Origin of the sequence: Corynebacterium sp. CMW7794, assembly GCF_001563605.1 — a bacterium.
GTDB classification, from domain to species: domain Bacteria; phylum Actinomycetota; class Actinomycetes; order Mycobacteriales; family Mycobacteriaceae; genus Corynebacterium; species Corynebacterium phoceense.
This window is the reverse complement of record NZ_KQ961722.1, coordinates 1-11994: the sequence shown is the minus strand read 5'-3', so window position 1 is coordinate 11994 and position 11994 is coordinate 1. Positions and strand designations below refer to the sequence as shown.

The following is an 11994-nucleotide window of genomic DNA, read 5'->3' as shown; positions in this document are numbered from 1 at the left end:
TACCGTGTCGGGAATGCAGCGAACTAAACGATAACGGAGGAAATCGGTCCCATGCCGAAATAGACCACGAACATCGCGGCCACGAGCCACATGATCCAGTGGACCTGCTTGGCCTTGCCTGCGAAGACAGCCATGGCAGCGAAGGCGATGAAGCCCACGCCAATGCCGTTGGCGATGGAGTAAGTAAACGGCATGACCACGATGGTGAGGAACGCCGGGATGGCGACCTCCATCTTGTGCCACTCGATCTCGGTGATCTGGGAGGCCATGAGCACGCCCACGATGACGAGGACCGGTGCGGCGGCCTCGATCGGGACGATCTCATAGAGCGGGGTCAAGAACATGGCGAGCAGGAAGAGCACACCCGTCGTGATGTTGGCCAGGCCGGTGCGGGCGCCATCGGCGATGCCCGCAGAAGAGTCTGCAAAGACGGTGTTGGAGGAGGCGGAGCCCAGGCCGCCGGCCACGGCGCCGAAGCCCTCGACGACCAGGGCCTTCTTCATGTCCGGCAGAACGCCGTCCTCGTCGACGAGGTCGCCCTGCTTGCCCAGGCCCGTCATGGTGCCCATGGCGTCGAAGAAGTTGGTGAGCAGCAGCGTGAAGATGAGTAGCACGGTGGCGACGACGCCCAGCTTGGTGAACGCGCCGAAGAGGCTCACCTCACCCACGATGGAGAGATCCGGCATGCCGCCGAGCGACGACGGGGCGCCCGGGGTGGCCATGCCCCAGTCCTCGTTGGGGAAGAGAGCCTGCAGGATGATCGCGATGACGGTCGTGATGACAATCGCCAGGAACAGGCCGCCCGGGACGTTGCGGATGACGCAGAAGGCGCAGATGAGCAGGCCTATAACGAAGACGAAGGCCGGCCAGGTCGCAATGGAGCCGTTGATACCCAGGCCAACCGGCACGGTGGTGTGCGCGGCGTCCGGCACGCGGGTGACAAACCCGCCGTCCACGAAGCCGATGATGGCGATGAACATACCAATACCGACGCCCATCGCGGCCTTCATGGAGTGCGGGATGGCCTCAAAGACGGCGGTGCGGAAGCCGGAGACGGCCAACAGCACGATGATGCTGCCCTCGATGACCACGAGACCCATGGCCTCCTGCCAGGACAGGCCCTTGGTGGCGACCATCGTGACCGCAACAAAGGTGTTCATACCCAGGCCCGCCGCCATGGCGAATGGGTAGCGGGCGATAGCGCCGAAGGCGATGGTCATAATGCCGGCGATAAGCGCCGTGGCGGCCGCGACCTGCGGGATGCCGAGCGCGTGGCCGTTGACGTCGGGTGTGGTGCCCAAGATGAGCGGGTTGAGCAGGATGATGTACGCCATCGCGAAGAACGAGACCGTTCCCGCGCGGACTTCGGTTCCTACAGTGGAACCGCGTTCAGAGATATGGAAATACCGATCGAGAGCAGTCTTCACGATCAAGAGCCCCTTTACCTAGTGCCAGGAGGATTGAGTTTTACCTGCAAAGATTCCCCCACCACAGGCAAAAACGCAAAACTGGACTAGATCAGAAGATGGGCTTTTCGTCGTCGAAGGCGCGGCCGGGCTCGTTGTCGGTCTCTGTGACCGTGGTATTTGAGTGCGCGCCGCAGCCATACGTGGCGTGGACCACGCGGCCATCGGCGGAATATGCGTTTGCACACACTCCGAAGTTGGGCATGAACGGAACCATGAAAGCGCACGTCTTGCACTGCAGCGGGGCCGCAGCCGCCATGGCGGAATTCGGGCCGAACTCGCCGGTGCGCCAACGTGTGCGGGCGTCCTGGACGGCGGCTTCGGTGAGGTTGCCAAAGTCGTCGAGACGGTCATCGTCAGGCACCGGCATGAGGTCACCCGGGCCGAGGTCGCCGGGACGCACGCGCTCGGCATAGGGCACCCACTCGGGTGCCTGGAGGGCGTCGCCGCCGGGCACGAGCGCGACCTCGTTGACGGTCACGTCCTCCGAGCCCGCCGCGCACGCGAGCACCGCCTGCCACTCCCAGCCCGGGTAGCCAGGCATGTCGGCCTCAAAGCGGTGCGTCGCGACGTTGCGCGTGAGCCCGGCGACGCCAATATGCTTGCCGATGCCCCCTTCGCCCAGCTCGGCAACGGCCTCCCGCGCCACCTCCACAGCGCGCGCGCCGAGGAGCGGGTTGCGGTGGGTGGACTCTCTCTTTTTGCTTGACACGCTTCCTATTATGGGCCATCCGCGCCGTGGTAGCGTCCTTAGGTATGCTTCGCTCTCTCACAGCTCGGTTTTCCTCTTCCCCTGCGGCCACTCCGCGGTCGCAGGTGGCCGCCGGGGTCGCCGCGCTCATCGTGCCCGCCGCGCTCCTCGCCGCGTGCGGCACTGATGGTTCCTCCTCCCCCACCTCCGCCGCCCCGGCCGAGGTGGAGAAACTCACCGCGGTCGTCCACGAGACGCTGCCTTTTGATGCGACGTCGTTTACGCAGGGCCTCGAGGCCACCGAGGACGGCGAGCTGTGGGTAGGCACCGGCCAGTACGGCGAGTCCCGCCTCTACCGCTTTGATCCGGTCACGGGCGACGAGCGCGCGTCGGTCGACCTGGACCCGCGGCTCTTCGGCGAGGGCATTACCCAGTTTGAGGATTCCATCTGGCAGCTCACGTGGAAGGCCGGCGAGGCCATCCGCTACAACGCGGCGACGCTGAAAGAAACCGGCCGCGCCCACTACGAGGGCGAAGGCGGGGGTCTGTGCGCGCTCGACAACGAACTCATCATGTCGGACGGCACAGCGGAACTGCGCCACCTCGACCCGGATAACTTCGAGGAGCGCTCGCGCGTCACGGTCACGCGGGACGGCGCACCGGTCAACGAGATTAACGAGCTCGAGTGCGTCGACGGCCACGTCTATGCCAACGTGTGGTTTAGCACGGACATCCTGCGTATCGACCCGGCCACCGGCGAGGTCACCGGCGTCATCGACGCGTCGGGCGTGAAGAATAACGCGGCGGACGATCCCAATAACGTGCTCAACGGCATCGCGCACATCAAGGGCACGGACCAGTTCTACGTCACGGGCAAGCGCTGGCCGGATCTGTACCGAGTGAGCTTCGAGCCCGCTGCGTCCGACACGTAGTGTCCGTCGAGTAGTATTTTGCACCATGGCAACGCGCAAAGAGGCTAAGAAGAAATCCCTCCTCCAATTACTGGCGGTCATCATCGCCGTCGTCGTGATCGTCGTGGCGGTCGTACTCTTCCAGAACTGGCGCAGCAATAAGCCAGGGGCGCAACCGCAGGATATTAAGGTCACCGCATCCGTCGGCGATGAATCCATGGAGGTCGCCCCGTACATGGTGTGCGAGCCCGGCGCGGACTGCCCCGAGGGCGAGGTGCCCAACCTCGTCGTCGGCGAGAATGACACCTTGAAGATCGAGGTGCCGGACGATATCGCGTCCAACCAGTGGCAGCTGCTCACCATCTACGACGACCCGGCGGCCAACGATGAGCAGCTCCACGGCGCCGGCGAGACGACGGTGGTGGAAGTTCCGGGCTCGGTGGAGGGGGCATCGGAAGGCAAGAAGGCGCACCTGGCCGTCGTGGAGATTTCTGCGGTGCTGCTGGGCACCAATGAGGGCGGCGAGGAAACGCCGTATACGGCTGTATGGTCCCTGTCTACTCTTGCCCCGGATGAGCTCGCGGCGGCAACGGCGACGTCTTCTGCCCCGGCTGAATAATCTTCTCCCCAATAACAAACGCGCGTCACTGTGGTCTCACGGTGACGCGCGGTGCGTTTTTATGAATCAAGCTCCTTGGCGATGGCGCGCAGGATGGCGGCGACATCGCGTCCGGTCTTGCGGTCCGGGTAGTGCCCTGCGGTGAGCGAAGGCTGCACCTGGGACTCGAGGACCGTCATGACGTCTGCAATCATGGAGCCCAATTCCTCGGGCTTGCGGGACGGGGTGCGGCGACGCGGCTTGTCGAGCACGTTCACGCGCAGCGCCTGCGGGCCGCGGCGGCCGGCCGCGAAGTCGAACTCGATGCGCTGGCCTTGCACCAGCTCCTCAACGCCCTCCGGGAGTACGGAACGTCCAACGAAGACGTCCTCGCTGCCGGGATTGGAGACAAAGCCAAAGCCCTTCTCCGCGTCGTACCACTTCACTTTGCCGATAGGCACGAGGCTCACCACTTTCTTGTGTCTTAGGGATAAAAGAGTATTCAGGGGAAGATATCATTTTACTACGCGCCCGCCGGTTGCGAAATCACATCACAATCGTGGCGCGGCGACCCGTGTGGCGCGTCTCACAAAATCGATTGTAACGTTTCTCAAAATCCGTTCACCTGGGATCTTTCATTAGGCGACCGACTCCGGCGGGCAGCCATAGTCACGAAAAGGTCAAAGAACGTGACACTTTCGTTATAAACCGGTACCGTGTCCCCCAAGCGCTTAAGTCGGAGCACCACGGCTCACGGCCGGCAACCACCCGCTTATCAATCCAAACGGTTGCAGCCTGACCCAGCCCGACACTTTTGACCGACGCGCATTCAGTACTTATAGCGGGAAGAGAGAGGAACACTCAATCATGGGACGTCATTCCGCTAAGAAGCACACGGCCGCTAAGTTCGCCGCCACCACCGTCGCCTTCGGCGCCGCTGCCACCCTCATGGCCCCGACCGCCTCCGCGGCCCCGGATTCTGACTGGGACCGCCTCGCACAGTGCGAGTCCGGCGGCAACTGGGCCATCAACACCGGCAACGGCTACCACGGCGGCCTGCAGTTCTCCGCTTCCACCTGGCAGGCCTACGGCGGCGGCGAGTTCGCCCCGACCGCCAACCAGGCCACCCGTGAGCAGCAGATTGCTGTCGCCGAGCGCACCCTCGCCGCACAGGGCTGGGGCGCATGGCCGGCCTGCTCCGCGTCCCTGGGCCTGAACTCCGCCCCGACGCCGCGCAATCTCGATGCCACCCCGGCTCCGGCTCCGGCCCCCGCCGCTCAGCCTGAGGCTGCTGCCCCGGCCGCTCCGGCACAGGCTTCCTCCGAGTCCGATGACCTCGCCGTGGACAACCTCTACGCGCTGATCACGGACACCGCCACTAAGTACGGCTACCAGCTGCCCGCCAACTTCAAGGAGCAGTACAAGGCCAACCGCGAGTCCCTCAACAACCTCTACGCGGCCAACCGCAACTCGGTCGACCCGATTGCCGCTGTCATCGCTTCCCTGTAAGCACCGATAGCGTTCAGCCCACGCGCTCCCCTGCGGAGCGGCGTGGGCTTTCGTGGTTTTGGGGTCGCGTAGCCACGAACAAAAGTCGCCACAGTCTGCGCCCAGTGAGGCTCTGCAGCCACGAAGTGAGGCAGATTCTGCTCGCCTGCTCCACCCGAAAACGACGAAAGGCACCCCGAAGGGTGCCATGCGTGCGCCGAAACCTTAGCGGTTGATGCGCGTGTACGGGTGAACGTAGTTCAGCTTCTCAGCCGGGAGAGGCAGAACAGTGTCGTCACCGTACGGGCTCGAAGCGCCGGCAAACGGAGCGGAAATTTCGGTAATTGCGTGCTCGCGGGCGTCGTTCTTCGGCCAAGCCGGGGACACGTGGCCCTTCTTCTCTACATTCGACATGCCCTATATTCTGCCAAACCTGCGCGGAAAACGTAACTTAATCGGGGTTAGACTTGTCACCCGATATGGTTTCTTCTCACACGCCGGCCACCCCAGCCACTGATTTCCGCTCCTGGCTGGGCAAACGCAGCGACGATGAACTCGCGCGCATCCTCACTCACCGCCCCGATGCCACGCATCCGCTACCCCCAGGCATTGCCCCGCTCGCCACGCGCCTGCTCCTGCGCACCTCCCTCGCCCGCGCGCTCGCCACGTGCACCGCAGCAGAACTGGCCATACTGGAACGACTCGTGGCTGCCGGTGCAGAATTCGAACCCGTGGAGTTCGCTCCTTCAGGCACCGCCGCGGTCATCGACGCGTTGAAAGACAAAGCCCTCGTCTTTAACACCGACGACTCCCGCGTCATGGTCCCCCGCGAGGTCATGGCGGCACTTCCCGCAGACTGGTCGCTGCTCGAACAGCACACCGTGGACCCGGCGGATATCGAGAAACTCGACAATGAACAACGCCGCGTGCTGGAGACCCTCGCGCCCACGGGCCTGGGCACCACGCGCGACGCTGCCCCAGACGCGGACCCGGCGCGCCCCATCCCCCGGCTTATCGCGGCGGGGCTCCTCCAGCGCGTCGACGCGCGGACCGTCCGCCTGCCGCGGGCCACGCGCCTCGCGCTCCGAGGCCAAGCGCCGCTCAACATCCCGCTGGAGCCGTCCGGCCGCCAAGGTGGGCCGGTACAGGACCAGAAGACTAACGAAGCCGGCGCCGCCGCGGGCCTCGACGTCGTGCGTCTCATGGGCCGTCTCATCGACATCCTGGGACAAGAGCCGGTCGAGCTGCTCAAGGACAAGACGGTGGGCGTCCGACCCCTCGCACACCTGGCCAGGAAACTCGACACGGACTACGTCAAGGAACTCATCGCGCTAGGCTTCCACGCGCGCCTCCTCGGCCGCGGAGAACCGAAGGGCGGTCCGGAGGGCAACTTCCTGGCTCCCACGCAGGCGGCACAAGAATGGGCCGACGCCCCACTCCCCGACCGCCTCCAGGTCCTCCTCGACGCGTGGGAGACCTCCCCGTGGGCCGCGTGGGAGTCGCAGCGCGGCCTCGACCAGGAGACCGCTCACGACTATCTGCCGCGCCACCGGGCGAGAATCCTCGACGTCTACAGGAACAGCAGCCAACCGCTCAACCTCGAAGAGTTCTGGGAAGACCTCCGCTTTGCCAGTCCTCTCTTCGCCGCGCACACGCAACCGGCCACCATCGAGCGCCTCCACGCCGAGGCCCAGTGGCTGGGCGTTACCGCCCGCGGCGCCCTCGTCCAGGAGCGCCCCGTGCCCGAGGCCGTCGAGCAATTCATCATGCAGGCTGACATGACGGTGCTCACCCCGGGCCCGCTCGTCACGGAGCTGCTGCGCACGCTGGAGAATCTCGCGGATCTCGAGTCACCGGGCCTGGCCAGCGTCTACCGCATCTCCACCGAGTCGCTGCGCCGCGGCATGGACTCCGGTATGACGGCCCAGGAGATCAAGGACTTCCTCCAGGCCCATGCCCTCGGCGAGGTCCCTCAGGCCGTGGAATTCCTCATCGACGACGTCGCCCGCCGGCACGGCACACTGCGCTCCGGCACGGCGCTCGCTTACGTCCGCTGCGAGGACGAGGCCCTGCTCGCCCAAGCCGTCGCCGCCGTGGACTCCCTTAGGCTGCTTGCGCCCACCGTCGCCATCTCCCAGCAACGCTTAGGCATCGTCCTCGAAGAGCTACGAAGCAACGGTTTCGCCCCCGCCGCCGAAGACGAGCATGGCGCCTCCATCGCTGTCCACCCCGAGCCAGCGCTCCTGCCCACGCCTCGCGCGCACGCGCCCCGCCGCGAGGAGCCCGATGTCGCGCGTGCCGTCGCCGCCATCCGCACCGCCGAGCCCAATCAAACTCCAGAAGGACCGGACATCGGACTCATCGAGGCAGCCGCCCGCGGCTCCCGACTCATCGTTGTGGGCTACGCGGACCGCAACGGCCGCCCGCGCGAGGTCACCGTCACCCCGCTCACCGTCGCCGGCGGCCAGGTCGACGCCCTCGACCGCGACGGCCACCCCGTCCGCTTCCCCCTCCACCGGATTATGAGTGCGCGGCTTAAGGACTAAACTGGGCCGAATGAATGGCCCGCTTATCGTCCAGTCGGATAAGACCGTCCTCCTTGAGGTCGACCACGAGCTTGCCGATGCCGCCCGCGCCGCCCTGGCCCCCTTCGCCGAGCTCGAGCGCGCCCCGGAGCATATCCATACCTACCGCATCACCCCGCTCGCGCTGTGGAACGCCCGCGCCGCCGGCTTCGACGCGGAGCAAGTCGTCGACGTCCTCGAGACGTATTCGCGCTTCCCCGTCCCGCAGGCGCTGCTCATCGACGTCGCGGAGACAATGTCGCGCTACGGCCGCGTGCGCCTCCAGGCCCACCCGGCCCACGGACTCATCCTCGAATCCGATGAGCCTGCCATCCTCGTCGCGCTCGAACGTCACAAGAAGGTCGGCGGCATGCTCGGCGCGCGCATCGACGGCAACACCATCGCCGTCCCGCCCTCAGAGCGCGGCCGCCTCAAGCAGGAGCTGCTCAAGGTCGGCTGGCCCGCAGAGGACCTCGCCGGCTACGTCGACGGCGAGTCCCACCCCATCGCGCTCACCGAGGATGACTGGCACCTGCGTGACTACCAGCAGTACGCCGCGGACTCCTTCTGGGCCGGCGGCTCCGGCGTCGTCGTGCTGCCCTGCGGCGCCGGCAAGACCGTCGTGGGCGCGGCCGCCATGTCCAAGGCCCAGGCCACCACGCTCATCCTCGTCACTAACACCGTCGCCGGCCGGCAATGGCGCGATGAGCTGCTCAAGCGCACCACGCTTACCGAGAATGAAATCGGCGAATACTCCGGCGAGAAGAAGGAAATAAAACCCGTCACCATCGCCACCTACCAGGTCGTCACCCGCAAGACGAAGGGCGAATACCGCGCGCTCGAGCTCTTCGACTCCCGCGACTGGGGCCTTATCATCTACGACGAGGTCCATCTCCTGCCCGCACCCGTGTTCCGCATGACCTCGGATCTCCAGTCTCGCCGTCGCCTCGGGCTTACCGCCACTCTCGTCCGCGAGGACGGCGCCGAGGGCGACGTCTTCTCCCTCATCGGCCCCAAGCGCTACGACGCGCCTTGGAAGGAGCTCGAACAGCAGGGCTTTATCGCCACCGCCGACTGCGTCGAGGTTCGCGTCGACCTCCGCCCCGAGGAACGCATGCTCTACGCCACCGCCCAGCCGCGCGACCGCTACCGCATCGCCGCTTCCGCCGAAGCCAAGGACCATGTCGTCGAAACCTTGCTCAAGCAGCACGAAGGCCAGCAAGCCCTCATCATCGGCGGCTACCTCGAGCAGCTCGAGGGCATCGGAAAGCGCATAGGCGCACCCGTCATTCATGGAAAGACCTCCAATGCCAAGCGCGAGAAACTCTTCCAGCAATTCCGCGACGGCGAGATCCACACCCTCGTTGTCTCCAAGGTCGCCAACTTCTCGATCGACCTTCCCGAGGCCGCCCTGGCCATCCAGGTCTCCGGCACCTTCGGCTCCCGCCAGGAGGAGGCCCAGCGGCTGGGCCGCCTGCTGCGGCCTAAGTCGGACGGGCGCGAGGCGCACTTCTACACGCTGGTCACCCGCGATACCCTCGACGCCGAATACGCCGTCCACCGCCAACGCTTCCTCGCGGAGCAGGGTTACGCGTACCGGCTCGTGGACGCACTAGACTTGGAGGAACTATGAAGATCTTCAAATTCGACGTCGACGAGGCGTTCGCCAAGAAAAACAACGAACTTCTCCGCGACTCCGTACGTCTACGCAATTCGGGTCTCGTCATGGGCCTCGTGCTCATCCTCGCCGGCATCGCCGTCTACGTCCTCGTAGACGCCATCTGGTCCATCACCATCGGCATCGGCCTAGCGCTCTTCGGCATCATGATGGCCATCGTCGGCGTCGTCGCCTCCCGCAAGGTCGGCACCGCCCAGGAGCTCTACAACGCGTATCCGCTCGCCCCCGCCGTCATCGCCGAGGTCAACGAGCGCGACATGGTCCTCATGGCTCTCGTCAACACCAACGTCGACCCGAACCTCCCACCGCGTTGGGGCGCAGCACTGCGCACCGTCACCACTATCCCGGGCCTGGCGAACCGCACCGTCGGCACGAAGATTCCCGTCGCCGCCGTCTCCGGCCACCGCGCCAGCAGCGACCAGGACCACTGGCAGCAGATCACCCCCATGCCCATCGCCTGGGGCACGCCTGACCAGGACATCGTCAAGATCGCGCGCACCTCCATCCCCGAGGAAGAGTGGCACCGCCTCGACCGCGCCCGCAAGCGCCTCACGGACGTCAAGGCCACCAAGTTCGATTTATTGGTGCTCTAATGACAGTCCAGCGCCTCCAGCAGTGTGGCGAGACCGTCTTCTCCACCATGACCGCCCTCGCCACCAAGCACAACGCAATTAACCTTGGCCAGGGCTTCCCAGACACCGACGGCCCCGCCCGCATGCTCGAGATCGCCCAGGAGCAGATCGCCACCGGCCATAACCAGTACGCGCCCCTGCGCGGTGTGCCCCAGCTTCTCGATGCCCTCTCCGCCCACTACGGCGTCCCCACCGACCACCTCGTGGTCACCGCCGGCGCCACGGAGGCCATCACGGCCACCGTCCTCGGCCTCGTCGAGCCCGGCCAAGAGGTCATTGTCCTCGAGCCCTACTACGACGCCTACGCCGCGGCCATCGCGCTTGCCGATGCCACCCGCGTCCCCGTCCCCCTCACCCCTACCGCCGGCACGTGGGACCTCGACGTAGACGCCGTGCGCGCCGCCGTGACGGACAAGACGGCGATGCTCATCATCAACTCTCCGCATAACCCGACGGGCTCCGTCTTCTCCCGCCCCGCACTCGACGCCCTTGCCGAGCTCTGCGTCGAGCACGACCTCCTTATCCTCGCTGATGAAGTCTACGAGGACCTCGTCTTCCACGGCTCCTTTACCTCCGTGCGCGACTTGCCGGGCATGGCCGAGCGCACCATCAAGATCTCGTCTGCCGCCAAGTCCTTCAACGCGACCGGCTGGAAGACCGGCTGGGCTATCGCGACTCCGGAGCTACTCGACGGCGTCATCAAGGCCAAGCAGTTCATGTCCTTCGTCTCCACGACGCCCTTCCAGCCCGCCGTCGCCCACGCCCTCACCCACGAGCAGCAGTGGCAGACCAACATGGTCACCGGCCTCGAAGAGTGCCGCGACATCCTCGCTGAAGGCCTGGCCTCGCTGGGATACGAAGTCTTCGCTACCCCTGGCACCTATTACCTGGTGGCCGACGTCCACGAAGACGCCATCGAATTCTGCACCCGCCTACCTGCCGAGCGCGGCGTCGCCGCCATCCCTTTGTCCCCTTTTACGGACAACCCCGAGCCGTGGAAGAACTTCGTGCGCTTCGCCTTCTGCAAGCGCCCCGAGGTCATCCGCGAGGCCGTTAAGCGTTTGACCGCTTAATCTTTTCCATTGCTTTGCCCTTCGCCAGCTCGTCAATGACCTTGTCGAGCTGGCGAATCAGTTTCATCAGCGGGTTTTCCAACTCCTGAATCTTCACGCCGCAGATGCTGCCCGTCACCAGTTCCCTGGCAGGGTTGAGCGCCGGCGCCTTCTCAAAGAACTCCCGCATGGTCGTGCCATCAGCACGCACCTCGTCAAGGCCGTCATCGTCGTAGCCCGTCATCCACTGGATGAGCTCACGCACCTCCGACTCCGTGCGCTCCTTCCGCTCGGCCTTCGCCACATAGGCGTCGTAGATGTCACCAAACGCGAACGAGTAAATCTTATGCTCTGCCATAGAGAATGAGCCTACACGCGACCATCTCTCCCAACAGAAAGTCTTCCGATGCGCACAGTCACACGCAACACCCTCGTCGCCGTCGCGGCAACCCTCGTGGTGACTGCCGTGGCCCTCCTCATCACCGTGCACGCCTTTAACCGTCTCGAGGTCTACTCCCTCACCTCCCAAGCGCACAGCCAGGACTACAAGCTCATCATTCACAACCCGGTGCTCTATACCTATAGCTTCCTGCCCGAGTAGCCTCTGCCGACCGCGACTTCACCGCTGCAGACCTTGTGTCACCGCCCCTATGTTTTGCCACTGTGTCGGTAAAAGGCCATTTAGTTCTGCGGCTTACGGCCCAGTTGCGAAAAAGCTTCGACGGTTGACAGTGGTTTTTCTTGTCCGCACAGTGTGGCCGGTTCCGACTGTCTGATTCGTCGGGCCAAGAAAAGACGTGCCGAAGCGCGCCCTCGTCGTCATGGGCGCTAGAACTTCAACGAAGGCCACCATCCTCAGGAGCCAGGCCGGTGCGACTTACCCGCTACGTGCGTTGAAGTGTGAATGAGTCGTC

Annotated in this window: 13 protein-coding genes; 8 read left to right on the top strand and 5 right to left on the bottom strand. The window is 65.0% G+C overall.

Translation table 11 applies throughout. From position 1 onward, the window contains the following. Nucleotides 1–23: 23 nt before the first annotated feature. Both HMPREF3227_RS03355 and HMPREF3227_RS03350 read right to left on the bottom strand, forming a co-directional pair. The gene (locus HMPREF3227_RS03355; RefSeq protein ID WP_066488597.1) at nt 24–1427 is read right to left on the bottom strand and encodes an NCS2 family permease; all 1404 of its coding nucleotides are present in this window, start codon (nt 1425–1427) and stop codon (nt 24–26) included. Nucleotides 1428–1518: 91 nt separating this feature from the next. Further along, the gene (locus HMPREF3227_RS03350; protein WP_066488368.1) at nt 1519–2178 is read right to left on the bottom strand and encodes a DUF3027 domain-containing protein; all 660 of its coding nucleotides are present in this window, start codon (nt 2176–2178) and stop codon (nt 1519–1521) included. A gap of 44 nt (nt 2179–2222) precedes the next feature. Here HMPREF3227_RS03350 and HMPREF3227_RS03345 point away from each other — a divergent pair, with 44 nt between their 5' ends. Further along, complete coding sequence (locus HMPREF3227_RS03345; RefSeq protein WP_082750232.1) at nt 2223–3089, top strand: glutaminyl-peptide cyclotransferase; 867 nt, start codon at nt 2223–2225, stop codon at nt 3087–3089. Between the two features lie 25 nt (nt 3090–3114). Beyond that, nucleotides 3115–3687, top strand: a complete 573-nt coding sequence (locus tag HMPREF3227_RS03340) for a DUF2771 domain-containing protein (protein WP_066510266.1) — start codon at nt 3115–3117, stop codon at nt 3685–3687. Nucleotides 3688–3746: 59 nt separating this feature from the next. Here HMPREF3227_RS03340 and HMPREF3227_RS03335 read toward each other — a convergent pair whose 3' ends face one another. Then, nucleotides 3747–4127, bottom strand: coding sequence for a cold-shock protein (locus HMPREF3227_RS03335; protein WP_066488595.1), 381 nt, complete (start codon nt 4125–4127; stop codon nt 3747–3749). Between the two features lie 406 nt (nt 4128–4533). Between HMPREF3227_RS03335 and HMPREF3227_RS03330 the strand changes: the two genes are divergently transcribed. Then, nucleotides 4534–5175 carry a resuscitation-promoting factor Rpf1 domain-containing protein gene (locus tag HMPREF3227_RS03330; protein ID WP_066488353.1) on the top strand — a complete coding sequence of 214 codons (642 nt, stop codon included), beginning with the start codon at nt 4534–4536 and terminating at the stop codon, nt 5173–5175. Nucleotides 5176–5379: 204 nt separating this feature from the next. On the opposite strand, the gene HMPREF3227_RS03325 is transcribed toward HMPREF3227_RS03330, so the two are convergent. Continuing rightward, a complete protein-coding gene (locus HMPREF3227_RS03325; RefSeq protein WP_066488345.1) occupies nt 5380–5568 on the bottom strand; it encodes a hypothetical protein in 189 nt (62 codons plus the stop codon). 65 nt (nt 5569–5633) lie between these two features. Here HMPREF3227_RS03325 and HMPREF3227_RS03320 point away from each other — a divergent pair, with 65 nt between their 5' ends. The 4 genes from HMPREF3227_RS03320 to HMPREF3227_RS03305 are packed head-to-tail and all read left to right on the top strand — an operon-like array spanning nt 5634 to nt 11101. Continuing rightward, nucleotides 5634–7700: a helicase-associated domain-containing protein gene (locus HMPREF3227_RS03320; RefSeq protein ID WP_066510263.1), complete on the top strand. Its 2067-nt coding sequence runs from the start codon at nt 5634–5636 to the stop codon at nt 7698–7700. Nucleotides 7701–7710: 10 nt separating this feature from the next. Beyond that, complete coding sequence (locus HMPREF3227_RS03315; RefSeq protein ID WP_066510260.1) at nt 7711–9351, top strand: DNA repair helicase XPB; 1641 nt, start codon at nt 7711–7713, stop codon at nt 9349–9351. Continuing rightward, a complete protein-coding gene (locus HMPREF3227_RS03310; protein WP_066488329.1) occupies nt 9348–9989 on the top strand; it encodes a DUF3239 domain-containing protein in 642 nt (213 codons plus the stop codon). Before HMPREF3227_RS03315 ends, HMPREF3227_RS03310 begins: the two co-directional genes overlap by 4 nt. Further along, a complete protein-coding gene (locus tag HMPREF3227_RS03305; RefSeq protein ID WP_066510257.1) occupies nt 9989–11101 on the top strand; it encodes an aminotransferase class I/II-fold pyridoxal phosphate-dependent enzyme in 1113 nt (370 codons plus the stop codon). The genes HMPREF3227_RS03310 and HMPREF3227_RS03305 overlap by 1 nt, the downstream gene beginning before the upstream one ends. Here HMPREF3227_RS03305 and HMPREF3227_RS03300 read toward each other — a convergent pair. After that, nucleotides 11082–11438: a DUF2200 domain-containing protein gene (locus HMPREF3227_RS03300; RefSeq protein WP_066510255.1), complete on the bottom strand. Its 357-nt coding sequence runs from the start codon at nt 11436–11438 to the stop codon at nt 11082–11084. The genes HMPREF3227_RS03305 and HMPREF3227_RS03300 overlap by 20 nt on opposite strands. A gap of 48 nt (nt 11439–11486) precedes the next feature. On the opposite strand from HMPREF3227_RS03300, the gene HMPREF3227_RS03295 reads away from it, so the two are divergent. Then, nucleotides 11487–11681 (top strand): hypothetical protein, encoded by a 195-nt coding sequence (locus tag HMPREF3227_RS03295; RefSeq protein WP_066510253.1) that lies wholly within the window; start codon nt 11487–11489, stop codon nt 11679–11681. Nucleotides 11682–11994: the final 313 nt, after the last annotated feature.